22 protein-coding genes are annotated in these 23,867 nt (G+C 66.6%); 16 read left to right on the top strand and 6 right to left on the bottom strand.

What is annotated here, in order from left to right; genetic code table 11:
- The first annotated feature begins 84 nt into the window (after window positions 1-84).
- Genes AX690_RS17055 through AX690_RS17070 form a run of 4 tightly spaced genes read left to right on the top strand, consistent with a single transcriptional unit; the run spans window position 85 to window position 3,416 of the window.
- A complete protein-coding gene (locus tag AX690_RS17055) occupies window positions 85-711 on the top strand; it encodes a cysteine hydrolase (RefSeq protein WP_156449713.1) in 627 nt (208 codons plus the stop codon).
- A 1-nt stretch (window position 712) separates the two neighbouring features.
- A complete protein-coding gene (locus tag AX690_RS17060; protein ID WP_066685550.1) occupies window positions 713-2,101 on the top strand; it encodes a peptidase M20 in 1,389 nt (462 codons plus the stop codon).
- On the top strand, window positions 2,098-2,592 hold the full coding sequence (locus AX690_RS17065; RefSeq protein WP_066685549.1) for a flavin reductase family protein: 495 nt from the start codon (window positions 2,098-2,100) through the stop codon (window positions 2,590-2,592). Before AX690_RS17060 ends, AX690_RS17065 begins: the two co-directional genes overlap by 4 nt.
- Before the next feature lie 11 nt (window positions 2,593-2,603).
- Window positions 2,604-3,416 carry a TauD/TfdA family dioxygenase gene (locus AX690_RS17070; RefSeq protein ID WP_066685548.1) on the top strand — a complete coding sequence of 271 codons (813 nt, stop codon included), beginning with the start codon at window positions 2,604-2,606 and terminating at the stop codon, window positions 3,414-3,416.
- Window positions 3,417-3,493: 77 nt separating this feature from the next.
- Here AX690_RS17070 and AX690_RS17075 read toward each other — a convergent pair whose 3' ends face one another.
- Genes AX690_RS17075 through AX690_RS17085 form a run of 3 tightly spaced genes read right to left on the bottom strand, consistent with a single transcriptional unit; the run spans window position 3,494 to window position 5,689 of the window.
- A complete protein-coding gene (locus AX690_RS17075) occupies window positions 3,494-3,979 on the bottom strand; it encodes a VOC family protein (RefSeq protein ID WP_066685547.1) in 486 nt (161 codons plus the stop codon).
- 21 nt (window positions 3,980-4,000) lie between these two features.
- Complete coding sequence (locus tag AX690_RS17080; RefSeq protein ID WP_066685546.1) at window positions 4,001-4,825, bottom strand: oxidoreductase; 825 nt, start codon at window positions 4,823-4,825, stop codon at window positions 4,001-4,003.
- Window positions 4,826-4,831: 6 nt separating this feature from the next.
- Complete coding sequence (locus tag AX690_RS17085) at window positions 4,832-5,689, bottom strand: TauD/TfdA family dioxygenase (protein WP_066685544.1); 858 nt, start codon at window positions 5,687-5,689, stop codon at window positions 4,832-4,834.
- Between the two features lie 266 nt (window positions 5,690-5,955).
- On the opposite strand from AX690_RS17085, the gene AX690_RS17090 reads away from it, so the two are divergent.
- Genes AX690_RS17090 through AX690_RS17105 form a run of 4 tightly spaced genes read left to right on the top strand, consistent with a single transcriptional unit; the run spans window position 5,956 to window position 10,105 of the window.
- Window positions 5,956-7,188, top strand: a complete 1,233-nt coding sequence (locus tag AX690_RS17090; protein WP_231732229.1) for an aromatic ring-hydroxylating dioxygenase subunit alpha — start codon at window positions 5,956-5,958, stop codon at window positions 7,186-7,188.
- On the top strand, window positions 7,185-7,985 hold the full coding sequence (gene ygiD, locus AX690_RS17095) for a 4,5-DOPA dioxygenase extradiol (RefSeq protein ID WP_066685543.1): 801 nt from the start codon (window positions 7,185-7,187) through the stop codon (window positions 7,983-7,985). Before AX690_RS17090 ends, ygiD begins: the two co-directional genes overlap by 4 nt.
- Window positions 7,986-7,998: 13 nt before the next feature.
- Window positions 7,999-9,075, top strand: coding sequence for an acetamidase/formamidase family protein (locus AX690_RS17100; RefSeq protein ID WP_066685542.1), 1,077 nt, complete (start codon window positions 7,999-8,001; stop codon window positions 9,073-9,075).
- A 4-nt stretch (window positions 9,076-9,079) separates the two neighbouring features.
- Window positions 9,080-10,105 carry a helix-turn-helix domain-containing protein gene (locus tag AX690_RS17105; RefSeq protein WP_066685541.1) on the top strand — a complete coding sequence of 342 codons (1,026 nt, stop codon included), beginning with the start codon at window positions 9,080-9,082 and terminating at the stop codon, window positions 10,103-10,105.
- Window positions 10,106-10,181: 76 nt separating this feature from the next.
- On the opposite strand, the gene AX690_RS17110 is transcribed toward AX690_RS17105, so the two are convergent.
- Both AX690_RS17110 and AX690_RS17115 read right to left on the bottom strand, forming a co-directional pair.
- Complete coding sequence (locus AX690_RS17110) at window positions 10,182-12,101, bottom strand: M61 family metallopeptidase (RefSeq protein WP_066685533.1); 1,920 nt, start codon at window positions 12,099-12,101, stop codon at window positions 10,182-10,184.
- 59 nt (window positions 12,102-12,160) lie between these two features.
- Entirely contained in the window at window positions 12,161-14,833 is a 2,673-nt protein-coding gene (locus AX690_RS17115) for a TonB-dependent siderophore receptor (protein ID WP_231732230.1), read from the bottom strand.
- A gap of 397 nt (window positions 14,834-15,230) precedes the next feature.
- On the opposite strand from AX690_RS17115, the gene AX690_RS17120 reads away from it, so the two are divergent.
- The 6 genes from AX690_RS17120 (at window position 15,231) to AX690_RS17145 (ending at window position 20,238) form a co-directional block, all read left to right on the top strand.
- The gene (locus AX690_RS17120; RefSeq protein ID WP_066685529.1) at window positions 15,231-16,262 is read left to right on the top strand and encodes a cyanophycinase; all 1,032 of its coding nucleotides are present in this window, start codon (window positions 15,231-15,233) and stop codon (window positions 16,260-16,262) included.
- A gap of 10 nt (window positions 16,263-16,272) precedes the next feature.
- A complete protein-coding gene (locus AX690_RS17125; protein WP_156449714.1) occupies window positions 16,273-17,289 on the top strand; it encodes an isoaspartyl peptidase/L-asparaginase family protein in 1,017 nt (338 codons plus the stop codon).
- Window positions 17,290-17,316: 27 nt separating this feature from the next.
- On the top strand, window positions 17,317-17,766 hold the full coding sequence (locus tag AX690_RS17130; protein WP_066685527.1) for an Lrp/AsnC family transcriptional regulator: 450 nt from the start codon (window positions 17,317-17,319) through the stop codon (window positions 17,764-17,766).
- A 102-nt stretch (window positions 17,767-17,868) separates the two neighbouring features.
- The gene (locus AX690_RS17135; RefSeq protein WP_066685524.1) at window positions 17,869-18,198 is read left to right on the top strand and encodes an Lrp/AsnC ligand binding domain-containing protein; all 330 of its coding nucleotides are present in this window, start codon (window positions 17,869-17,871) and stop codon (window positions 18,196-18,198) included.
- A 28-nt stretch (window positions 18,199-18,226) separates the two neighbouring features.
- On the top strand, window positions 18,227-19,252 hold the full coding sequence (locus tag AX690_RS17140) for a DUF1611 domain-containing protein (RefSeq protein ID WP_082769717.1): 1,026 nt from the start codon (window positions 18,227-18,229) through the stop codon (window positions 19,250-19,252).
- Entirely contained in the window at window positions 19,252-20,238 is a 987-nt protein-coding gene (locus AX690_RS17145; protein ID WP_066685522.1) for a dipeptide epimerase, read from the top strand. Before AX690_RS17140 ends, AX690_RS17145 begins: the two co-directional genes overlap by 1 nt.
- 3 nt (window positions 20,239-20,241) lie before the next feature.
- Here AX690_RS17145 and AX690_RS17150 read toward each other — a convergent pair whose 3' ends face one another.
- Window positions 20,242-20,751, bottom strand: coding sequence for an Lrp/AsnC family transcriptional regulator (locus tag AX690_RS17150; RefSeq protein WP_066685521.1), 510 nt, complete (start codon window positions 20,749-20,751; stop codon window positions 20,242-20,244).
- Window positions 20,752-20,917: 166 nt separating this feature from the next.
- On the opposite strand from AX690_RS17150, the gene AX690_RS17155 reads away from it, so the two are divergent.
- Entirely contained in the window at window positions 20,918-22,456 is a 1,539-nt protein-coding gene (locus AX690_RS17155) for an amidohydrolase family protein (protein WP_066685518.1), read from the top strand.
- 153 nt (window positions 22,457-22,609) lie between these two features.
- The gene (locus tag AX690_RS17160) at window positions 22,610-23,812 is read left to right on the top strand and encodes a hypothetical protein (RefSeq protein ID WP_066685517.1); all 1,203 of its coding nucleotides are present in this window, start codon (window positions 22,610-22,612) and stop codon (window positions 23,810-23,812) included.
- Window positions 23,813-23,867 lie beyond the last annotated feature (55 nt).

Here is a 23,867-nt window from a genome sequence, read left to right on the forward strand (position 1 = left end):
CGAAGGGCTGACGATGTTCGGCGCCGAGATCCTGCCGGGCCTCCGGGCGGTGTTCCAGTGAACGCGATGACGACGGCGGCGGGTTTGAACGACGATCTAGAGGCGTGGATCGCGCCGTCGCGCACGGCCGTGCTGGTGATCGACATCCAGGTCGACTTCGCCTCGCCGGAAGGAGCTCTGGGCGCCTATGTCGACATGGGCGTCGTCCAGCCGGCTGTCGCGGCCGCCGAGCGACTGGTCGAGACAGCGCGCGGGGCGGGGGCGCCGGTGATCTTCGTCGGCCTGTTCACGACGCCTGAGACCGACTCCGCCAGCTGGCGCGAGCGCATGCGCCGTCGCGGCGGCGATCCGGACAATGAGAGCACCCTGTGTCGCGCGGACGAGGTCGGCTCCGATTTCTACGGCCCCCGGCCGCTGCCTGGCGAATTGGTTGTGAAGAAGACCCGCTACAGCGGCTTTGGCGGCACCGATCTCGATGCGCGCTTGAAGGCTCTGGGCGTCGACACTCTGGTGGTCGCCGGCGTGACCACGGAGTGCTGCGTCGACAGCACCGTGCGCGACGCCTTCGCGCTCGACTACCACGTCTTCGTCGCGGCCGACGCCTGCGCGGCCTACGAGACCGACCTGCATGATACGTCCCTGAAGGTCATGGCGCTCAACAGCGCGATCCTGACCGATACGGCCCAGGTCGCGGCCGCCTGGAGCGCTTGAGATGGCTGAGGGATTTCCCAACCTCGGCGCCGTCGCGCCCTACGCCGTCACCGAAGCCGACCGCGCCGCCATCGCCGCGGCTATCGACGAGGACGAGATTGTCCAGCTGGCCCTGACCATGGGCAACATTCCCGCGCCGTCCGGCAAGGAGCTCGAGGTCGCCAACTATGTCCACGATTGGATGGCGCGCGAGGGCTTCTCGCCGCGCAAGGTGGGCGCCACGCCAGAGCGGCCGAACGTCATCGGGACCTATGGCGGCAGGGGCGCCGGCAAGAACCTGCTATTCACCGCCCACCTCGACACCGAGGCGCCGACCTGGAACCCTGACCTCGACGCCTACAAGTACGCGCCGGAGACCCTGGCCAATCCCGAGTGGGAAAAGTGCTGGCTGGAGGACGGCAAGCTCTTTGGCTATCCGATCGCCAATGACCGCGGCCCGATGAGCTGCTTCCTGATCGCGGCCAAGGCGCTGAAGACGGCCGGCTACGATCTGGCCGGCAAGATGTACCTGACAGCCTGTCCCGGCGAGATCGGCCCCGAGCCGATCGAGGAGCACCGGGGCGTCGCCTATATGGGCAAGGACATCGGCGCCCATTACCTGTTTCACCATGGCGGCGTCGCCCCCGACTACGCCATCGCCGCGGAAGGCTGCGACTTCGGCCTGACCTGGGTCGGTTGCGGTTATGCGGTGTTCCGGTTCCAGGTGTGGGGCGAGGGGGTCTTCACACCGCTGCTGGAGCAGCCGACGACCTCGGCCCAGCATCCCAATCCGATCTACAAGCTGGGTCGGCTGACTGACGCCATCCATGCCTGGAGCGGCCAGTGGGAAAAGGCCAGTCGCTACGAAAGCGCCGGCGGCGTGGCCCAGCCAAAGTCGCAGATCGCCTCGGTGCGCGGCGGCATTCCCTACGCCTTTGGGGCGGGGACCGAGCTGGTGAACCTCTATCTTGAAGTGGGCCTCAGCCCCAAACAGCGCGTGGCCGACGCCCAGCACTCGCTTGAGAAGATGGTGCGGGACGCTGGGCTGGGTAGGATCGACATCGAGCCGGTCGTGGTGCGCCATGGATTTGAGGCCGACGCCGTCGAAGTCGCGCCCCTGGTCGGCGCGGTGGACGTCGCCACCCAGTTGGGTCTTGGCCAGCCGGTGGCCCTGGCCAACCCTGTCTATTCCAGCATGTGGCGCGACCACAACGTCTTCAATATGCACCGCATCCCGGCCATCACCACCGGCTTCCGCCGCTGGCGACCGACGCCCAAGGACCTCGTCGACAGTGCTCTGATCTACGCGCTCACCGCGCTGGCGGTCTGCGGACGGGCGAGCCCAGGGGAAGGCGCCGCGCGACCCGCCTCGGCTGTCTATCCCGACAATCCTTTCGGGGCCGAGTCATGAACCTAGCCCTCCAGTCGCAAGCCCCCGAACCCGCTGATTTTCGCAAAGCCATGGGCAGCTTCGCCGCCGGCGTGACGGTGGTGACCGCCTGTCACGAGGGCCGGCTGGTTGGCGCGACTGTCAGCGCCTTCAGCTCGGTGTCGATGGATCCGCCGCTGGTGATGGTGTGCCTCAAGCGCGACAGCCGGACCCTGGCGGCGCTGAAACCGGTCGAGCGGTTCTGCGTCAACATCCTGGCGCGCGAGCAGGGCGACCTGGCCTACCGCTTCGCCAAGAGCGGCGCCGACGACCGTTTCGCCCTGACCGCCGTGGAGGCGGGTGTCTGTGGCGCGCCGTTGCTGGCCGACTGCGTCGCCGCGGTCGAGTGCGCGCTCCACGCCATTCACGATGGCGGTGATCACGAAATCCTGGTCGGGCGCGTGCTGCGCGTGACGACCGACGAGACCAAGGCGCCGCTCGTCTATGTGCGCGGCGGCTTTCTGGACATCTAGTGGAGTTTCGCATGGCCTACGACGTGCTCGACGTGAAGCCTATGACCCGCCGCATCGGCGCGGAGATCTTCGGCGTCGACCTGGGCAAGCCGCTGAGCAACCGCCAGTTCGAGGAGATCCACCAGGCGCTGTTGCAGTACCAAGTGATCTTCTTCCGCGACCAGGAGATGTCGCATGAGGCGCACACGGATCTAGGCCGGAAATTTGGCGATCTGGCTATCCATTCCGGCGTTCCGGGCCTGCCGGAGCATCCTGAGATCGTGGCCATACACGCCGACGCCAACTCCACGTTCGTGGCGGGCGAGAACTGGCATTCGGATCTAACCTGCGATCCGGAGCCGCCGCTTGGCAGCATTCTCTACATGAAGGTCTTGCCAGATGATGGCGGCGACACGTGTTTCGCCAGCATGTACTGGGCCTACGAGACGCTGTCGGACAAGATGAAGGCCTATCTGGAGGGGCTGTCGGCGGTGCACGACGCCAACCCGGTCTACAAGGCGATCTTCCCGGACATCGATCGCAAGTACAATTCCTCGACCCATCCGATCGTCCGCACGCATCCGGTCACCGGCCGCAAGAGTCTATTCGTCAATCCGTCCTACACGACGCATATCGAAGGCCTGCCGAAGGCCGAGAGCGCAGCGATCCTGGGCTATCTCTACCAGCACGCCAGCAATCCGGACTTCCAGACGCGTTTCCGCTGGCGGCCCAACTCGGTGGCGTTCTGGGACAACCGCTGCACCTGGCACCAGGCGATCTGGGACTACTTCCCAGACACCCGCACGGGCTATCGGGTGACGATCGCGGGCGACAAGCCGTTCTGATCCCCAAAAAAGCGCCGCCGCTAGAGGCGGCGGCGCTGCCTGGCCAAGTGACGCGCCGCGCCGACGAGGGCGTCTTGCTATTCGCGGCTGAAGTCCGCCGGGATCTGCGGGTCTGCCCCGGCCTTGCCCCACAGCACGATCTCGTTGCCCCAAGGGTCGCGGAAGGCGTGATTGTAACCGTTGAATTCCTTCCAGTAGTGGTTCCGCCACAAGATCGCGGCGCCCAGGTCCTCGGCCGTCGCCAGGATGCGGTCGGCGCTGTCGTCGTCGCCGATCAGCACCCAGACGCGCGGCTTGCGACCGTCAACGCTCAGCGTCCGCGGCTCGACGCCTTTCGGCTCCGGATGGGGGCGGGCGTTCGCGGCCTTGAAGATGCCAAGGTGCAGATTGCCGATTTCGCTGTCGGTCCCGTCGGGTTTCTTGAAGAAGCCGCCCGGCACCATGCGGTGATAGACGCCCTCGGGTCGGGCGTCGTTCCGCCAGCCGAAAACCTGGGCGTAGAAGTCGCCAGCGGCGGACGGGTCATCGGAGGCCAGGTCGACGAAGATCAGGGTGTTGGTCACTGAGAAAACTCGCGTTTCGGGTCAGTCGTTGAAGCCGATCGAAAGGCTGAGCGCCTTCCAAGTCTCGATCTCGGCGGCCAGGCCCTGAGCGGCGTAGCCGGTGTATTTGAGGGCGTCCTCGCCCAGCAGCAGGTGCATCGGCGGGTCGGGGGCGTCGGCGATCGCCAGGATGGCCTGGGCCGCCTTGGCCGGATCGCCCGGCTCGTGGCCGGCGTGGTCGGCCATGATCCGCTCGGCGTCGCGGGCCAGCCCGTCATAGTCCGGCATCTTGGTGGCGACGATCGCCTTCGAGCCGGCGGCGAAGCCGGTTCTGAGGCCTCCTGGCGCGACATTGACCACCTTGATCCCCAGTTCGGCCACTTCCTGGGCCAAACTTTGGGTCAGGGCCTCCAGCGCCCACTTGCTGGCGCAATAGACGCCGGTGCCGGCCCAGACCGCCAGGCCCGAGACCGAGGTGATGTTGATGATCCGGCCGGCGCGGCGGGCCCGCATGGCGGGCAGGGCGGCCTTCAGGATCGCCAGGGGCGCGAAGACGTTGGTCTCGAACTGGGCTCGAACCTCGTCGAGCGATGCCTCCTCGACCGCGCCCACCAGACCGTAGCCGGCGTTGTTGACCAGGACGTCGATCCTGCCCGTCACGTGTTCGGCTTCGGCCACCGCGGCGTTCACGGCGACCGTGTCGGTGACGTCAAGGATCAGGGGATAACCGCCTATGGCCGAGAAGGCCGCCGCCGCCTCGGGCTTGCGCACGGTTCCGATCGCCAGGTCGCCCCGGCCGATCGCCGCCAGGGCGATCTCGCGGCCCAGGCCGCTTGATACGCCCGTGATGAGCCAGGTCTTGGACATGGGGGCTCAATAAGGCTTGTCGCCCTTGACCCAGAGCCGGTGCATCGTCCGGAAATACTTGCTGTCGTCGTACAGCGTGCCGGTGTGCAGGGTGCAGCGGTTGTCCCACATCAGGAGGTCGCCGACCCGCCACTTGTGGCGATAGACGAACTGCTCCTGAGTCATGAACTCGACCAACTCGTCGAGTAGCGCGAGGCCCGCGGGCCCCGGCATGCCGATAACTTCCGTCACGGTCCCCGTAGAAGGCCACAGCGCCTTGCGACCGTCCGCCGGGTGCGTGCGGATCAGCGGGTGCTCGACGTCGGGATTGGCCGCTTCCATTTCGGGCGAGAGCATCTGCTGTTCGCCAAAGGCTCGCGTCGCCATGAAGTGTTTGTAGCTGTGGTGCAGCTTCAGGCCTTCCAGCAACGCCTGCTTTTCGGAGGACAGAGCGTTCCAGGCGGCGCAGCCGTCGGCCAGCAGGGTGTCTGAGCCCTCATCGGGCACTTCCACGGCATAGAGCATCGTCAGCATGACGGGCTCGGGCTTGTAGCTGTAATCGGTGTGCCAGCCGACGCCGTCGTTGTGCGCGCCGACCGGCTTGCCGTCCACGACCCGGTTCGAGAGGATGAAGATTTTCGGATAGCCCGGGAGGGTGAAGCGGGTCTGGGTGTGGTCTTCGGGCTCGCCGAACCGGCTGATGAAGCGCATGAGATCGTCGGGGGTCATTTTCTGGTCCCGGACAGCGATCGCGCCGTGACGGTGAAAGGTGTCCACGACCTGGTCCAGGACCGCGTCGGAGGCCGAGGCTAGGTCGAGCCCGGCGATCTCGGCCCCGAAGCCGGCCTTCAGGTCCTTGATGGCGATGTCGGCGGCGAGCGTCATGGCGTCCCTCGGCTAGAATTCGAGAAGAGCCTATGCGGCCGTTAGCCGCCGGTCTTGCTCCATCGCGCCTCATGGCTTTCCGGCGGTCCGTGTGGATGACCACGGCTTGGGCGCCGCGGGGCGGTCTTGGGCGCCCATCGCCCGCAAAGGCGGCGTTGGCGGGGCGGTCGAGGTTCGACGACCAAGTCTTCGTGCGCGCTGAGGCAAGACCTCGCCAGGATGCGGTCCTAGCGTGACGGTCGACATCCGCCACTCCAGAGCGCTTCATGATGAGCCTGCGCCCGTCGAACGGACTCTTCAGCGACGCCTTCTTCGACGGGCTCTCGCGCTCGATGCAGGGCGTGGAGACCGCCGAGACCCTGCCGCCCGCCTGCTATACGGACCCGGACTTCTACGAGTTCGAGAAGGAGGCGCTGTTCAACCATGAATGGCTCTGCCTGGGCCGCGTCGACTGGGTCAAGGAGCCGGGCGACTATTTCACCACGCGCATCATCGGCGAGCCGATCATCGTCACGCGCAACCGCGACAACGAGATCAAGGCCATGTCGGCTGTCTGCCAGCATCGCGCCATGCTGGTGGCCGAGGGCAGGGGCAATACGCGGGGCTTCGTCTGCCCCTACCATCACTGGGTCTATTCGCTGAACGGCGACCTGGTGAACGCGCCGGCCATGGAGCGCACCTGCGACTTCGACAAGAAGACGGTCAAACTTCCGACCTTCAAGGTCGAGATCTGGCTGGGCTTCATCTTCATCAATTTCGACGTCGAAGCGTCGCCTCTGGCGCCCCGCCTGTCGCCTGTCGAGGCGGCGGTCGCCCATTACGATCTCGCCAGCGCCGAGGGGCTGTCGCCGCCGATGACCGGCCAGTTCGCCTGGAACTGGAAGGTGATGTTCGAGAACAACAACGACGGCTACCACGCCAGCAAGCTGCACCGCGGGCCGCTGCACGACTTCATTCCCAGCGAGCTGTGCAGCTTTCCGGAGGCGGGCGAGGGCGACGCGGGTTTCCTCCGATACAACGGCACGCTCCACGCCGACGCCAGCTTCAACCCGACCCAGAAGGCGGTGCTGCCGATCTTTCCGAAGCTGACCGACGAGGACCGCAACCGCGCGACCTTCGCCAACATTCCGCCGACGCTGTCCCTGGTGATGACCAGCGACATGGTGATCTATCTGATCCTGCGACCCACGGGTCCAGAGACGATGGAGCAAGACACCGGCGTCCTGGTGGCCCCGGGCGCGACCGAAACGCCGGGCTTCGAGGAACGTCTCGAGATGATCATGACCTCAGCGGGCAAGATCATCGCCCAAGACATGCATGTCGACGAGCTGGTGCAGCAGGGGCTGAGGTCGCGCTTCGCCATCCGGGGTCGTTATTCTTGGCAAGAGGGGGCTCAGGTCCAGTTCAACCGCTGGCTCACGCCCCGCTATCAGAAGGCCTGGGCGATGATGAAGGGGGGCGGCGCGCCGTCGCCCGCCAACGAGGAGGCGGCCGCATGAGCCGGCTGCCCGTCATTTTCTTCGGTCACGGCAGTCCGATGATCGCGCTTGAGACCAACGACACCACCCGGGCCTGGAAGGCGATGGGCGACGCCGTCGGCAAACCCAAGGCCATCCTGTGCGTCTCGGCCCATTGGCTGACGCGCGGCGTCGCCGTCACCGCCATGAGCAAGCCTCGCACCATCCACGATTTTGGAGCATCTTTCCCCAAGGCCTTGTTCGATCGGCAATATCCCGCGCCAGGTTCGCCGGGGCTAGCGGCGCGCGTGGCCCAGGTGCTGGCGCCGACGCCGGTGACGCTAGACGACAGCAGCTGGGGCCTGGATCACGGGACCTGGTCGGTGCTGTGCAAGGCCTTCCCGGACGCGGACGTTCCGGTCGTCCAGCTCAGCATGGACGCCACCAAGCCCCCGGCCTGGCACTTCGAGATCGGCCAGCGCCTTGCGCCGCTGCGCGACGAGGGCGTGCTGATCGTCGGCACTGGCAACATCGTCCACAACCTGCCGGCCATGGACTGGGGCGACCGCGACTGCGCGCCCTACGACTGGTCCAAGCGCTTCAACGACTACATCAAGACCGCGATCATCGAGGACGCGCCGCAGCGCGCCATCGACTTCGAAAGCCAGGGCCAGGACGCGCGGCGCTCGGTCCCCACGCCAGACCACTACTGGCCGCTCCTCTACGTGCTGGGCGCGCGCCTGCCTGGCGACGCGCCCGCCTTCGCGCCTGACCACATCGAGCACGGCTCGCTGAGCATGACCTCGGTCACGTTCGCTCCCGTGGCCGCCAGCGCCTGACCCGGAGATCCCGATGCCCTTCATCTGCGAACCTGGCCAGACCCGCGCCGACATCGTCCCTGGCGCGCTGCACTGCCTGCCCGCCACGCCCGAGACGATCCACTGGGGCTATTTCGATCCATCGATCAAGCCGGCCTTGCGGATCAAGAGCGGCGACCTCGTCCGCGCCGAGGCCATCACCCATCACGCCGGCGACGCTCCGGACCTGATGATGGACGAGGGCGTGACCCGGATCTTCAAGGAAGTCCCGGAGAACGACCGCAATCCCGGCGTCCACATCATGACCGGGCCGATCTATGTCGAGGACGCCAAGCCCGGCGATGTGCTGGAGGTGCGCTATCTGCGCATGGTCCCGCGGAACAACTACGGCTCCAACCTCGCGGCCAACTGGGGCTATCTCTACAAGGAGTTCGGCGAGAAGGAGCGGGTGACGATCTACGAACTGGATCCGAACACCAACACCGCCAGCGCGCTCTACGCCTACGACTTCGAGGGCAAGTACCTGATCCCGGGCACGATCACCCATTGCCCCGAATGTGACCGGCAGCCAGCGCTGAAGGGCGTGCGTATCCCGGCCCGCCCGCACCTGGGAACCGCCGGCGTCGCGCCGGCGGTCGACGGTCGCGTCAGCACCATTCCGCCGGGTGAGCACGGCGGCAACATCGACAACTGGCGCATCGGGGCGGGGGCGACGATGTACTACACCGTCCAGGTCGACGGGGGTCTGTTCTCCATCGGCGATCCCCACGTCAGCCAGGGCGACGGCGAGCTGTCGGGCACAGCCATCGAGAGCTCGCTGAACGTCCTGATGCAGATCGTCCTGCGCAAGGATATCCAGACCCCCGGCCCCCTGCTGGAGACGCCAAAGTGGTGGATCGTCCACGGTTTCAATGAAGATCTGAACCTGGCCATGCGCGACGCCTCGACCAAGATGCTGAGCCTGCTCAGCGACCAGGTCGGCCTGTCGAAGAATGACGCCTATTCGCTGATGAGCGTGGCCGCCGACTTTGGCGTCACCCAAGTCGTCGACGGCACGCAGGGCTGCCACGTCCGGATTCCCCGCGACATCTTCCCCAAGCTTAAGGAATAGGACGATGAAGGCTTGGTCGTTCAGCACTGAAAGCCATCCTCGCGCCGAACGGGCCGAGGCTTGGCGCGACGCGATGGGACGCCTCGGCCTACCGATCGAGGGACTATCGGCCGGCGAGCCGGCCGCGGCCTCGGTGATCTGCCTGACTTCGCCCCTGGGGATCGAGTTCGCCCTGGTCGAAGCCGGCGCCCAGACGATTTCGGGCCGACTGTCGGGGCAGCCCGCCGCCGTGTGGCTAGCGGTGTTGCTGCATGGCGAGGCCACCCTGGTGACCGACGATCTGGCGGTAGGCGTATCCACTGGCGACATCGCCTTCGGCCCCACGGGGCAGGCGGCGGCTCTTCGCCTCGACACCCGCTCGCGGCTCCTCTTCGTCCGCGCGCCTCGCGTGGCCCTGGATCACCGCCTTATCAAGCCTTTCAACTTGCGGGTGGGCTGGCTTGAGGGATCCAAAGGCGTGCCCCGCATCTTGTCCGACCTGTTGCGGGGCACGGCCGAGGAGTTGGAGAACTTGTCGGTCGATCAGTTGCGGCCGGTCGACCTGGCTCTGACGGAATTCTTGGCTCAGTGTCTGCTGGAGCGGGGCGCGGCCACGTCTGACGCTCTGGATCTCTCGACCCCGACAGCGCATTTGCAACGCCTCTGCCAGACCATTGAGACCCTGCTGCCGGATCCGGACTTGTCGCTCCGTCGCGTGGCGGACGAGGAGGGCGTCTCGCCGCGCTACGTGCAGAAGCTGTTTGCTTCAGCGAACGAGACCTTCAGCCACTATTTGCGCTCGCGTCGCCTGGAGCGCTGTCGGATCGACCTGGCCAGTCCGCAGCACGCTCGGCTATCAATCTCGGAGATCTGTTTCCGCTGGGGGTTCAACGGCTCGGCGCATTTTAGCAGAGCGTTCCGCGAACAGTACGGGCGATCGCCGCGTGAATTCAGGAACGCCTGCGAAGCCGAGATGTCCCGAGATTTTAAACCCGCGCTGGCGCTAAAGCCGGCGCCTGTGGTTCCCAGCGTGAGCTCACTGAACGCTTAGCCTGAACGGACCGGCCGCGCTGGTCGAGGTCAGGGACCCGGATCAAATCGGCGGCTTCGCCGATGCGGCGAGCCGCCTATCGCGGGGAGAGGATCTGGCCCAATCGGTCGGGGGCCTTCTCGAGGCGCCTCAGGGCCGGATACCTCGGACCAAGGTGGTAGGGAACCCGAACCAGGCGAATACGGTCGTCGGCCTTGACACTCAGCGCTATGGGCGCAGCGCCCGGCTTCGCCGCGGCGACGATCGCCGTCTTTAGAGCTTCGGGGGAGTAGGGCTTGCCGGCCACCTTGACGATCCGGGAGCCGGCGATGACGCTGGCCTGGAAGAGCGGTCCGTCCCAAAGCACCTCCTTGACCTCGCCATCCCAGCCGATCTCCGCGCCCAGCGAGAAGGTCAGCAGACTGGCCTCGGCGTCCTTCTCATAGGCGGCGACGTAGGCGGAGGGGCGCGGCTCGAACATGAGGCTCCAGCCCGAACGGCGCAAGCCGTCGAGCGGCGCGCGCTCGTGGTCGTCGAGGCGGGCGTCTAGAAAGCCGGCCCAGTCGTAGGGCGCGACCGCGTTCAGGGCGTCGACGACATCCTCGAAGACATAGGTCGAAACGCTCGTCTCCCCGTCGTCGACGCCGAAGAAGGCGCGGGCGAAATCGTCCAGCGACCGAGCGCCGTTGGTCCGCTCGCGGATGAGGGTGTCGACGTCCAGCCAGAGCAGCTGGCCTTCCTCGTAGTAGTCGAGCGACCGCAGCCAGCTGGTGGAGCCCGTGCCGCCCGCGGAGTTCATGATGTAGGCGTTGGTTGTGTCTCTCAGGCTGCGCCAGCGCCGTCCTGGCGTGGCTTGGGCGTTGGCGGCGATCAGCGCCAGGCGCTGGCGCATCTGCTCGGGCGAATAGAGGCCCGACCGCGTCGCCAGCGTGTCGCCGTAGTATTCGGTCAGGCCCTCATAGACCCAGAGCAGGCTGTTGCGCATCGGCGTGGCATAGTCCGGCGTCCAAAGGTCGGCCGGGCGCCGGTGCTTGCCATTCCACGCGTGGACGTATTCGTGGGCCAGGATGTCACGGCCGCTGAACGCGCTGTCCCACGCCGTGAAGTAGCCGGCCGTGTTGTAGCCATTCTCGCTGGATCTTTGGTGTTCGGCGCCGAGATAGCCGACCGTCGGATTAAGGCTCAGCAGGAAATCGTAGTGATCGAAGTTCCGCGCGCCGCCGAACAGCTTGTCGGCTTGCCGGACGAGCCGTCGATGGACCTCGATCTGGGCGGGCGTCGCTTTCAGGTCCTTGGGCGCATCGGCGAACACGTTCAGGCGGACGGGTCTCGGCGATCCGGGATCGAGGTCGAAGCTGGCCTTGTGGCGACCGGCGTACACCGGAGAGTCCATCAAGGTTTCGAAGCTGGTCTCGGAAAAGCGCGTCGTCGCCCCGGTCGTCACGGCGCCATCCAGAGCGGTGGCCAAGCTCCAGCCTTGGGGGATGGTCAGGCTTGGTCGGACGCGGATGCGGCTCACCTCATGGCCGGCCGGATAGAGAGCGACGGCGGTCCACTTCAACAGCACCAGATTCGGCGTGACGGCGATCCGCACCGGGCCGCCAGGCTGGGCCGTGGGCTGCTCTAGCCGGACGGTGAGAGATCGGACGCCCGCCGGAACGGCGACGTGAAAGGCGGTCATCTCGACCGGATCGCGTCGCCATTCCAGGCGGCGGCCGTCGTCGGCCGTGATCGTAAAGCCGCTCATCAGCACGATCTGGGCGCTGGGCGAATGCTCGCCCGGGATCCATTTGGGCAGCGAGAGCACCAGCGGGCCGGGTGCGACGGGGATGGTCTCGGTGATCCGGAAGACCTTCCGCGTCGTGTCGCTGACGTCGACCTTGAGGTCGATGACGCCGGGGTAGTCGATGGCCTGGGCCGCGGGGATCGGCGGTGTGGGCGGCGCGGGTTTCGGCTCGGCCAGCGCCATGGACGCAGACAGGGCCAGGCTTATGGCCAGAAGGAGCCTCGGCGTCATGCGGACCTCCCGCGCGAAGGGGCGGAGCGGTCGTCAGTCCGACCGCTCCGGATCTTGCCTCACAGGCCGCTGGCGCCGCCGAACTTGTGGGTCAGCTGCAGATAGTAGCTGCGCCCGGTCGCGGAGAACCACGACGTGTCGTAGTACGGATAGGCCGAATAGGTCGGGTCGCGCGGCGGGTTCTTGTCGAGCAGGTTGTCGACGGCCAGGCTCACGCGGGTGCGGTCGTTGATCTCGTACTGGACCGTGGCGTTGACCATGTAGGTCGCCTTGGTCCAGCCGTCCTCGGCGTAGTTGGGCACCCGGTCGAGGCGCTGGCCGTGCAGGCCGACGCTGAGGCCGTTCAGGCGCCAGTTGATCGCCGCGCTGCTCTTGGTGCGCGGGATGTCGTACCCGCTGTCAAAGGCCAGCTGGTTCTTGATCGGGTCGCCGGGGTACTGGCGGCTGGTGTGGTTGTGCACCCAGGTGTGGGCGACGCTGAAGTCGAACGTGCCGAGGCTGGCGGTCGGCCAGCGATAGTGGGCCGCGACGTCGATGCCGGTGGTCCGCTCGGTGGCCACGTTGATGGGGTTGATCGTCACGGTGCTGATCGCGCCCGGATTGATGGCGGCGGTCAGCGGGTTGCGCTTCACGCGCGCAAGGGCGTCGGCGCAGGTCGGCGAGGTTGGGCTGACGGCGGTTCCCGCGGACGTCTTGCCGATCCGGCAGTCGGCTTCCTGCCGCAGGACGCTGTCCAGGCTCATGTCGAGCACGGCGTTGTCCAGCTGGACGCGGAAGTAGTCGACCGAGATGTCGAAGTTGCGAACCGGCGACCAGACCGCGCCGTAGTTAAACGACTTGGAGGTCTCCGGCTTCAGCTTGGCGTTGCCCAGGCGCACCTTGACCAGCCCTCCGTCGGCGTAGCTGCAGTCGCCGACGTCCTCGTTTGGCTCCTCGGTGCGGCAGCGGTAGTAGTCGGTGCCCGAGGGGTGGCTGATACCCTCCTTGGCGAACACATAGTGCAGGTCCGGAGCGCGGAAGCCGGTTCCGTAGGCGCCCCGCAGCAGCAAGGTCTTCACCGGCCGCCACTCAAGGCCGCCATTGTAGGTGAACTTGTCGATCGTGTTGCCGCCGTACTTGTAGCTGTCGTAGCGGCCGGCGGTGGACAGCTCGAGGCTGCTCAGCAGCGGGACCCGGAACTCGTAGCCGGCGCCCCAGCGGTCGCGCGAGCCTGAGCCGTCGGCGTCGCGCAGGTTGTAGTAGTAGTTCACCGTGGCCAGCGGATCGAGGCCGAGCTTGTAGGACTGGTGGCCGTATTCGGCGACCGCCGCGAAGCCGACCGGGCCGGCGGGCAGGCGGAAGAGCTCCGCCTGGTTGATCTGGAACGACACCCCCTGCTGGCGCGCGACCGGCTTGTAGGTCGTGCGCGCGGTGATCGAGTCGAACTCGGCCGTGGTCAGGGGCTTGTAGAGGCGCGCCGGATCGGCGTTGAAGATCGGATAGCCGCTGTCGGCGTCCACGCCCAGCTGGGAGCCCAGGAAGAAAGCGGTGGCCTTGGAGGTCACCACCTTGGGCCAGCTGATCGAGGAACGGTGCTGGCTGAAGTTGTAGAAGGCCTCGTAGTCCCAGCCGCCGCCCAGCGAGCCCTTCACGCCCGGCGTGATGCTGAAGGTCTTGGAGACGTTCTTGATGAAGCCCTTGTTCAGCCCGCCCATCTCCTCGGGCGTGAACTGGCGATGCCAGAGATCCAGCGCGCCGATGAACTGGTTGTAGAAGATCCCGTCCTCGCTGCCTTTGGCGTCCTGGTACTCCCAGCTCAGGACGTCCTGGAACTGCCGGGTGCGGCTGTAGCCCGCCGAGATGTCGGCGAAGAACGAGAGGGTGTCGCGGGGGGCGTAGTTCAGCGAGGCGACGACGTTGGCGCTCTTGCGCTCGCTGACGATCGTGCCGTAGCCGATCGAGCTGTAGCTGCCGCAGTAGAAGCCGGGGTCGCCGTCGGGACCCCAACCGGGGCGGCTGACATATTCGATCGACCCGTCATTGAGCTTCGAGAGCGCCTTGCAGGTGTTCGCGCCCGGATCGATGTAGACCTCTTCGGTCGGCTCCATCCGCATGAAGTCGCGCCGCGCGATCGCCGTGCGCTTGGTCGGGCTGTCCTTGGTGCTGTCCTGGATGTCGCGGTCATAGGCCCAGACCGGACGCTGATTGACGAACTCGCCGCCAATCACCAGGTCGAAGTTGTCCTTGGAATAGCCGCTAGAAATATTCAAGCGCTGGCTGGCGCCGCCGCCATGCTCGTATCCGCCGACGGTCAGGTCGACCGTGGTCCCATCGACCTTTTTCTTCAGATTGAAGTTCACGACGCCCGAAATGGCGTCCGAGCCGTAAACGGCCGACGCGCTGCCGCTCAGAACCTCGATCCGGTCGATCATGCCAAGCGGGATCGACGAGGTGTCCGTGAAGGCGCTCTTGCCGTTGTAGGGCAGGGGGAAGTCGGCGATACGGCGGCCGTTCACCAGCACCAGCGTATGGTTGGGGCCAAGGCCGCGGAGATCGACCTGCTGGGCGCCGGGGGTCCAGTCCATGCCGCTGGACGATTGCTGGGTCTGGGTCTCGCCGCCGTTCTGGGTCAACGAGCGCATGACGTCCGGGACGCTGTTGAAGCCGGAGGCCCTGATGCTCTCGCTGGTGATGACTGTGACGGGGGCAGGGCCTTCGGTCGCGGCGCGGGGGATGCGGGAGCCCGTGATCACTAGCGCTTCGACGGCGTCATCGTTAGCGCCCGGGGCCGGTGTCGTCTGCGCGGCCGCTTGACCGACAATCAAAAGACCTGTCGCGCCAGCCAGCGCGCTGGCCCGAAGAAGATGAACCTTCATCGTATCCCCCTCTGTTCGCGCCGACGATCCTGTCCTGGGCGCTCGCAACCTCGGCATTGTTCGAGATTGAGCTCATTTGGATCGCGGCTTTTCCGGATTGGAAGCTGGAAATGACAGATTGTCAAAATTTATGGACAGATTGCATTCTGCGTGCAGCAATTTGAAAGTCGCGCCTCGATGCTGGGCGATATGGCTTTCTTGGTTGCGAAGCGGGTTCTGCCCCCTCGCGAAAAGTCGTCCGGCGACTAGGCTCCGCATGAATGGAGGAAGCCCGATGGTTCGATTTGCGTCCGCCGTGGCGATGGCCGCGCTGCTGATGAGCGCGGGCGTCGCGCGGGCGGAGACGGCGGCGGGGCCCGACGCCGTCGGGCCTGGCTACGAGTATTATGCGATCGGCGATGTGAACGCGCCGACGCCGGGCAAAACTGGGCCCTTGCTGGGCCTGTTCGGCGGCGGCGACTGGCCGGTCGAAGCGTTTCGGACCTTCGTGAAGCAGGCGGGCGGCGGCCACATCGTCGTGCTGCGCGCCCGCGGCGGCCGCGAACTGCAGGACGAGATCTACAAGGATGTCGGCGGCGCGGTCTCGGTCGAGACCCTGGTGATCCACAACGGGGACGCCGGCGAAGATCCCAAGCTGCTCGCGATCATCGCCCGTGCCGACGGCATTTTCTTCGGCGGCGGCGACCAGAGCAATTATGTGCGCGCCTGGAAGGGCACGGCGCTGAACAAGGCGCTGGACGCTCACGTCAAGGCGGGCAAGCCGATCGGTGGCACCAGCGCGGGTCTCGCGGTCCTGGGCGGCTATGTCTACGGCTGCCTCGACTCCATCAGCCTGACGTCGCCGGACGCGCTGAAGAACCCCACGGGGCCCAGCGTCACGCTTGTGCGCGATTTCCTGCATCTGCCGTACCTGTCCAAGGTCATTACCGACACCCACTTCGACAAGCGTGATCGCCAGGGGCGGCTCGTCACCTTCGTCGGGCGCCTGATCCAGGAAGAGAACGATACGGCGATCACGGGCCTCGGCGTCGATGAGGCCGGCGCGATGCTGATCGACGCCCAGGGGATCGGTCGCTACTACGGCCCTGGCCGCGCCTGGCTGGTGCGTCCGATGAAGAAGCCGGCGACGATCATCGCCGGCCAGCCGTTGACCTATGCCGCGTTCCCGATCGTGGGGCTGGGCCCCAAAAGCACCCTCGACTTCAAGACGTTCCGGGTGACCAATCCCGAATTCACCATCACCGCGCGCGTCGATAAGGGCGTGTTGATCCGCAGCGACCGCCAGAACAAGTCCAATGCGCGTTAGGACCGAGATGATGTTCCACACCTTCAGTCGTTTCGCGTTCGTCGCGCTTTCGGCCCTCATGTTGGCCGCGCCCGCGACGGCGGCGGAGACCACGCCCCAATGGTCCCTGGCGGTCCATGGCGGAGCGGGCGTGCTTGAGCGCGGCGAGCTGACGCCCGAGAAGGACAAGGCCTATCGCGCCGGGCTGAACGCGGCGCTGGAGGCCGGCGCGAAGGTTCTGAAGGCGGGCGGCTCCAGTCTAGACGCGGTCGAGGCCGCTGTCCGGGTGCTGGAGGACAATCCCCTGTTCAACGCCGGCAAGGGCGCGGTCTTCACGGCCGAGGGGCGCAACGAGCTGGACGCGGCGATCATGGATGGTGCGACATTGAAGGCCGGCGCCGTGGCGGGCGCCACGCGGACGCGCAATCCGATCAGCCTGGCGCGCGCGGTCATGGAGAAGTCTCCGCACGTGCTGCTGGCCCGCGAGGGCGCTGACCAGTTCTCCAAGGCGATGGGGCTGGAACAGGCGTCGCCCGAGTATTTCTACACCGAGGAGCGCTGGAAGCAGTTGCTGGCCTGGCGCAAGGATCAACACGCCGCGTTGGATCCCACCCACCTGCTCGGCACGGTGGGCGCGGTCGCCCTGGATCAGGCCGGTCACGTCGCCGCCGCGACCTCGACCGGCGGCATGACGGGCAAGCGCTGGGGCCGGATCGGCGACAGCCCCATCATCGGCGCGGGAACCTACGCGCGAGACGGAGTCTGCGCGGTCTCGGCCACTGGCTCGGGCGAGTACTTCATCCGGGAAAGCGCCGCGCGTCAGGTCTGCGACCGCGTGGCGTGGAAGGGGGAGGCTATCCAGCAGGCGGCCGACGGGACCATGGCCTCGATCACCAAGATCGGCGGCGACGGCGGACTGATCGCCATCGACGGCCAGGGCCGCGTGGCGTTCGGCATGAACGATCTTGGCATGTATCGTGGCGCGATTTCCTCGGCGGCGCCCACGCCGCGCACGGCGATCTACGCCGATGAGCCTTCACCGCGTTGATCTGAATCGCCAACTGGGGGAGCGGGCGTGACGAAATCGGATGGCCGAGGACTGAACGACCTGGACCGGCGCCTGCTGGCCCTGCTGAGGGAGGACTCCCGACAGCCGGTGACCAAGCTGGCCAGCGATCTCGGGCTGTCTCGCGCCAATGTCTACGCCCGCCTCAGCCGGCTGGAGGAGGAGGGCGTGATCGGCGGCTATACAGTCAGGCTGGGCGAGGCCTACGATCGGCGACTGATCCGCGCCCAGGTGATGATCAAGGCCTTGCTGAAACACGCGAAGACGATCGAAGAGGCCTTGGCTCGGATGCCCGGGCTCTCGGCGTTGCACGCGATCAGCGGCGAATACGACCTGATCGCGGTCGTGGAGGCCGAGACCGTCGGCGAGCTCAACGCCCTGATCGACGCCATCGGCGAACTGGAGGGGATTGAACGGACGACGTCATCAATCCTGCTGGCGACGAAGGTTCTGCGCTAAGCGCTCGCGCCGAGCTTTTCTCTCGCCGACGCCGCCCAACTCGGCCGTTTTTACGGTCCGCTCCGACATAACCTCTTGCCCGGGGTTCAGCGGAGAGGCGCCGTGCAGCTTGAGCAGATCCATACCGGACCAGGCTTCCTGGGCGTCGCGGCCGACGCGGGGCGCGCAGCGCCGCATCGCGCCCATGTCATGCTTCGACTGGCGCGACGGGACATGGAGAGCGTCGAGCGCGATCTGGCGGACCTCGCCGGACTGACTGCGCTGCACCAGATCTCTGGCGACTACGATCTGGTGGCGGTGGTCGAGGCCTCTCAGGCGGAAGCGCTGGACGCGTTGATCGCCGGAATCACCCGCCTACCCGGAGTCAGCGCGGCCATGATCTCTCGCATCCTGTCTCCGGTCCGGGCCGACGCCCGGTCCTTCGCCGCCTGAAGCCCTTTCGCCAGAAAGAGACGCCGTCGTGGATTTTCCCTATCCGTGCCTGATGTTCCTCGCCGACGTCGATCGCGTCAGCGCCAAGACCGCCCTGGGCGTGGCCTATTGGCGTCCTGACGCCTGTGTCGGCCAATTGCGCTTGCCGGGCGGCGAGGTCGATCTGGGCCTGCCTGACATGAGCCCCAGCGCGGCCAAGGCCGCCGGCGCGCGCTCCTTGCTGATCGGCGTGGCCAATGCCGGCGGCTTCATTCCGCCGCACTGGGAAGCCGTGCTGATCGAGGCTCTGGAAGCGGGCCTGGACTTGGTTTCGGGGTTGCATACCCGTCTCGCCAGCTTGCCCCGCGTTCGGGAGACGGCCGAACGCCTGGGGCGTCGGCTGTTCGAAGCGCGCGAGGCCGATCCCCGCTTTATCGTGGTCGGCGAGGGCGCGAAGCGTAGCGGTCGGCGCCTGCTGACCGTCGGCACCGATTGCGCCGTTGGCAAGATGTATGCGGCGCTGGCCCTCACCAAGGAGCTGAAGGCGCGGGGTGTCGACGCTGACTTCCGCGCCACCGGCCAGACCGGCATCTTTATCGCCGGCTCGGGCGCGCCTATCGATGCGATCGTCTCGGATTTCGTGGCCGGCGCGGCCGAGGCGCTGAGCCCGGCGGCGGCGCCAGACCACTGGGACATTATCGAGGGGCAGGGCTCGTTGTTCCATCCCGCCTACGCGGGCGTCACGCTGGGTCTGCTGCACGGCAGTCAGCCTGACGCGCTCGTGCTCTGCCACGATGCGTTGCGGACGGCGATCGACGGGCTGGAAACCTTCCCGACGCCTAGCCTGGCCGAGGCGGCGGAGCTGAATCTGCGGCTGGCGAGGCTGACCAGTCCCGCGGTGCGCCTCGCCGGGGTCTGCGTGAACACCTCGCGGCTCTGCCCTGAGGACGCCGAGGCCTATCTTCGGGACGTGACGGCCGAGCTGGGTGTTCCGTGCTGCGATCCGGTTCGCACGGGCGTGGCGGCCATCGTCGATGGTCTTGTGGAGGATAGCGCGCGCCGAGGCGCGGCCTAATGCGGCTGACCGCGCGGTCGAGGGTCCACGCCCTGACCGAACCGTTCATCATCGCGCGGAAAGCCTATACCGAGGCCGTCGTCGTCGAGGTCGAGATCGAGGCGGACGGCGTGGTTGGGCGCGGCGAAGCCGCAGGCGTTGATTATCGCGGCGACACCCCCGATCGAATGCTGATTCAATTGCAGGATCTGGCCGAGCGATTGGAGCGTGGCGAAGATTGGGACCGCGCGCGTCTTCAGGCGCTTCTGCCGGCCGGCGGCGCCCGCAACGCCGTCGATTGCGCGCTCTGGGATCTGGACGCCAAGCGCTCGGGCGTCCCCGCCGTCGTTCGGGCGGGCTTGGCCCCGCTGACGCCCGTCGAGACCTTCGTCACGCTGGGCATGGATACGCCAGAGGCCATGGGCGCGAAGGCCGCGCGCTGGACGAGCCGCTACGGCGCGCTGAAGGTCAAGCTGGGCGACGTGGATGATATGGCGCGTCTCGAGGTCATTCGCGTGGCCGCGCCATCGGCCCGCCTGATCGCCGACGCCAACCAAGGCTGGACGCTCGCGCAGCTCAATGACCGAGCGCCGCGCATGGCTCAGCTGGGCGTGGAACTCCTGGAACAGCCGCTGCCGGTGGGCCGGGATGACGAACTTTTCGACTATCGCGGCGCCGTGCCGCTGTGCGCGGACGAGTCGTTTGACGATCGCGCGGACCTCGACAAGGTCTTGGGCCGCTATGCCTTCTGCAACATCAAGCTGGACAAGGCCGGGGGCCTGACTGAAGCGCTGGCGCTCGCCGCCGCGGCGCGCCAAGTTGGCCTGCGGCTGATGGTCGGCTGCATGGAGGGAACCTCGCTTGGGATCGCTCCGGCCCTGCTGCTGGCGCAGAGCTGCGAGATCATCGATCTGGATTGCCCGATGCAGCTCGTCCGCGATGTCGATGGCGGTTTCGGCTACCAGGACGGCTGGCTGAGACCCAACGGGCCGGAGCTCTGGGGCTAGGGGTCAGACGTCCAAGTCCTGACCGGTCGCCAGAAGGGCGGTCAGGTCCAGGTTCGCCTCGCCCTTCAGCTTCTTGGTCACGGGCAGGGTCACGTAGTCGAACGAGACGTTCAGGGTGTCCAACATGTGCTCCATGATGGTCTGATAGTGCTCGATGCCGAAGGCGGCCACCGTGATCAGATAATCGACGCCGCCCAGCACGGCTTGGCAACCGATCACGTTCGGCAGGTCGGCGATACCGACCTCGAACACCTTGGCCTTGGCGTAGGAATAGTCCGTCAGCTTGATTTGCACGACGAAGGTCGAGAGCTTGGCCAGTCGCCCAAGATCGACCTCGGCATGATAGCCGCGAATGATTTTGGATTTCTCGAGCCGTTTCATCCGCTCCCAGCAGCGCGAGGCCGACAGCCCGACCAATTCCCCCATCGCCGCCTTGGTCACGCGTCCCTGGCGCTGCAGCAGCGCCAGAATCTTGAGGTCGATGCGGTCGAGGTCCTTGCGCGGGTCCGTCATGGGCCGTCCTTGCTGGTCGTCGCGCCACGCTTAGCGCAACGGCGGCGGGAAAGGTAAGCGCCAGCGGCGGATCGCGGGAAGGGACCTCGCGCCAAGAGCCCTTGAAACAGCGGAAACGCTTGTCAGCCCGCGATAGACTTCACCGGATGCAACAGAGCGTGGGCGTATGAGACTTCACCTGTTCCGGTCGGCCCTGGGCGCGACCTTCGCTTGCCTGCTGGGGTCCAGCGCCCTGGCTTCGACGCTGATCGTCCACGCCAAGGTGATCGACGGCTCCGGCGCGCCGGCCCGTTCGGTCAGCGTGCGGATCGACAAGGATCGCATCGTCGCCGTCGGACGGCTCAAGCCCGCGCCGGGCGAGACCGTGGTCGACGCCAAGGGTTTGACCCTGGCGCCAGGCTTCATCGACGCCCACAGTCACCACGACCGGCAGGCCGAGAAGACGCCGGACATGGCGATGCTGGCGGCCCAGGGCGTGACCACCATCGTGGTGGGGCAGGATGGCGAGTCCGCCGTGCCGATCAGGACCTATTTCGATCAGCTGGCTCGCTCGCCTCTCGCGGTCAACGTCGCCTCCTATACTGGTCACGGCAGCTTGCGCGCCCGCGCCATGGGGCAGGATTACAAGCGTCCGGCCACGCAGGCCGAGATCGCGCATATGGGCGCAGAGCTGTCCGAGGATCTCCGCGCGGGATCACTAGGCCTTTCGACAGGGCTCGAATACGACCCTGGCATCTACGGGACGCCGGATGAGGTGATCGCCCTGGCCAAGACCGCGGCGGCTGGCGGCGGACGCTATATCAGCCACCTGCGCAGCGAGGACGTGAAGCTGGACGCGGCGATCGATGAGATCATCAAGATCGGCCGCGAAGCAAAGTTGCCTGTGCAGATCTCACACCTGAAGATCGGCATCGTCGATCGCTGGGGCGAGGCGCCGAAGATCCTCGCCAAGCTGGACGCCGCGCGCGCCCAGGGCGTGGACATCACCGCCGACGTCTATCCGTACAGTTTCTGGCAGAGCAATCTTTCGGTGCTGCTGCCCGAGCGAAACTTCGAGGATCGCGCCGCAGCGCGGTTCGCCCTGTCCAAGCTGACCACGCCCGAAGGGCTGCGGATCGCGGTGTTCGCGCCGGATTCCTCGCTGGTCGGCAAGACCATCGCCCAGATCGCGGCCGAGCGGCGCGCCGATCCGATCGAAACCTATCTGGCGCTGACCCGGCAGTCGGAGGCCTATGGCGCGGCTCACCCCGAGGTCGAGCGGGTAGACGCGGTGATCGGCTCGGCCATGGCCGAGTCCGACATCGCCGCCTTCGTCGCCTGGAAGTACGCGGTGATCTGCTCGGACGGCATGACCCACGGTCTTCACCCGCGCGGGTTCGGCGCCTTCGCCAAGATCCTGCGGGTCTACGTCCGGGAAAAGCATCTGCTGACCCTGGAACAGGCCGTCCACAAGATGTCGGCGCAGACGGCCGCCCAGCTGGGCTTGGCCGAGCGGGGCGCGATCGCGTCGGGCTTTCATGCCGATCTCGTGCTGTTCGACCCCGCGCGCATCGCCGACCGTTCGGATCTGGACCACCCCAACGCCGTGGCGACCGGCGTCAGCACGGTCTGGGTCAACGGCGTCGTCGTGTTCGACAAGGGCGCCGCAACGCGCGCGCGGCCCGGACAGGTCGTGCGGCGGGCCGGCTGGTCGTCGGGAAGTTAGGCGGCCTCCGTTATCTCGACGGCTCCCGGACGCACTGGTCGCACCGCGGGGCTATCCATTCGACATCATGATCGGCGCCCTCGCGATCAGGCTGTCACGCATCCGTCGTCAACGCCTTCTAGTCCCGGCCTGATATCAGTCGGGATTCTGGTCATGTTCAGTCGTCTTTGGTTCGTCGCCGCCGTTTCGGCGGCGATCTTGGGCCTTGGTTCCTCCGCGGCGGCCGCGCCCAGCGGGCTGGCTCGCCTGCCGCTGACCCAAAACGGCGGGACCTGGGCGTCCGGGCACGTGCAGGGCGTCGCGGTCGATGTGAGGGGCGGCTACGTCTATTACTCCTTCACGAACCTGCTCGCGAAGTACGACTTCGACGGGAAGCTGATCGGGACCCTGGTCGGCTGGACCGGGCACCTGGGCGACCTCGATTTCAATCCGGCCGACGGCAAGGTTTATGGGTCGCTCGAATACAAGAAGGACAAGGCGTTCTACATAGCGGTCATCGACGTGGCGCGCTTGAACAAGGTGGGCGTCGAGGCGAGCCAAAGCGCGATCTTTCGCACCGTCTACCTGCCCGAGGTCGTGAAGGACTATTCCGCCGACCTGAACGGCGACGGACAGCTCGATGGCGACGACGGCAAGTTCAAGGGCGATGGAGTCGCCTCGCGCGATCACCGCTATGGCTGTTCGGGCATCGACGGGGTGTCGTTCGGCCCAGCGTTCGGCCACGTGGACGGTCCGCGCTACCTGACCGTGGCCTACGGGATCTACGGGGACACGTCGCGGACCGACAATGACCATCAGGTGCTGCTGCAGTACGCCGTCGGCGATTGGGACCGCTACGCCAGCGCCCTGACCGAGGCGGCGCCGCATCACAACGGCCCCGCGGCGCCGAATGGCAAATATTTCGTCCGCACCGGCAACACGCGCTACGGCGTACAGAACCTGGCCTATGACGAAACCCAGCAGCGCTGGTTCATGGGCGTCTATCGGGGCGGCAAGCCGGACTTCCCCAACTATCTCTTGTTCGCCATCGAGGCGCGCGCCAAGCCGGCGGCGGCCGACTTGCTCGGCGCGCCAGCTCCTGGCGGCAAGGGGTGGGAGCAGGGGATGTTGATCCCACTCGCCGCCGACGGCCTGAAGGATCCCGCCACCGGCGTGCGCGGCTGGAACCAGAAGGCCGACGTCGGTTTCCAGCCCGTCGGCCACGGGCTGTTCTATGTCTCCGCCAACGCCGCAATCGATGGCAAGCAGACCGCCGATCTTACTCTGATGCGCTGGACTGGCGACGCACAGGCGCCATTTGCACCGGCTACGGAGGAAGATGCGCGCGCCCTGACCGCCGCCCCGGCTGGTCGGTGATCTCGCGACAACTTCAGGTTCTGGCTAAGCCGGACTGTCACAATAGATGGCTAGG

Source organism: Caulobacter sp. CCH9-E1 (genome assembly GCF_001556515.1).
Taxonomy (GTDB): domain Bacteria; phylum Pseudomonadota; class Alphaproteobacteria; order Caulobacterales; family Caulobacteraceae; genus Caulobacter.

What these genes read in the sequence shown, in the direction of transcription:
- AX690_RS17070 (WP_066685548.1), top strand. Translation starts at nt 2,604, where the DNA reads ATGGCCTACGACGTGCTCGACGTGAAGCCTATGACCCGCCGCATCGGC.
- AX690_RS17120 (WP_066685529.1), top strand. Translation starts at nt 15,231, where the DNA reads ATGGTTCGATTTGCGTCCGCCGTGGCGATGGCCGCGCTGCTGATGAGC.
- AX690_RS17085 (WP_066685544.1), bottom strand. Translation starts at nt 5,689, where the DNA reads ATGACGCTCGCCGCCGACATCGCCATCAAGGACCTGAAGGCCGGCTTC.
- AX690_RS17090 (WP_231732229.1), top strand. Translation starts at nt 5,956, where the DNA reads ATGATGAGCCTGCGCCCGTCGAACGGACTCTTCAGCGACGCCTTCTTC.
- ygiD (WP_066685543.1), top strand. Translation starts at nt 7,185, where the DNA reads ATGAGCCGGCTGCCCGTCATTTTCTTCGGTCACGGCAGTCCGATGATC.
- AX690_RS17155 (WP_066685518.1), top strand. Translation starts at nt 20,918, where the DNA reads ATGAGACTTCACCTGTTCCGGTCGGCCCTGGGCGCGACCTTCGCTTGC.
- AX690_RS17145 (WP_066685522.1), top strand. Translation starts at nt 19,252, where the DNA reads ATGCGGCTGACCGCGCGGTCGAGGGTCCACGCCCTGACCGAACCGTTC.
- AX690_RS17110 (WP_066685533.1), bottom strand. Translation starts at nt 12,101, where the DNA reads ATGACGCCGAGGCTCCTTCTGGCCATAAGCCTGGCCCTGTCTGCGTCC.
- AX690_RS17105 (WP_066685541.1), top strand. Translation starts at nt 9,080, where the DNA reads ATGAAGGCTTGGTCGTTCAGCACTGAAAGCCATCCTCGCGCCGAACGG.
- AX690_RS17150 (WP_066685521.1), bottom strand. Translation starts at nt 20,751, where the DNA reads ATGACGGACCCGCGCAAGGACCTCGACCGCATCGACCTCAAGATTCTG.
- AX690_RS17160 (WP_066685517.1), top strand. Translation starts at nt 22,610, where the DNA reads ATGTTCAGTCGTCTTTGGTTCGTCGCCGCCGTTTCGGCGGCGATCTTG.
- AX690_RS17065 (WP_066685549.1), top strand. Translation starts at nt 2,098, where the DNA reads ATGAACCTAGCCCTCCAGTCGCAAGCCCCCGAACCCGCTGATTTTCGC.
- AX690_RS17080 (WP_066685546.1), bottom strand. Translation starts at nt 4,825, where the DNA reads ATGTCCAAGACCTGGCTCATCACGGGCGTATCAAGCGGCCTGGGCCGC.
- AX690_RS17125 (WP_156449714.1), top strand. Translation starts at nt 16,273, where the DNA reads ATGTTCCACACCTTCAGTCGTTTCGCGTTCGTCGCGCTTTCGGCCCTC.
- AX690_RS17060 (WP_066685550.1), top strand. Translation starts at nt 713, where the DNA reads ATGGCTGAGGGATTTCCCAACCTCGGCGCCGTCGCGCCCTACGCCGTC.
- AX690_RS17100 (WP_066685542.1), top strand. Translation starts at nt 7,999, where the DNA reads ATGCCCTTCATCTGCGAACCTGGCCAGACCCGCGCCGACATCGTCCCT.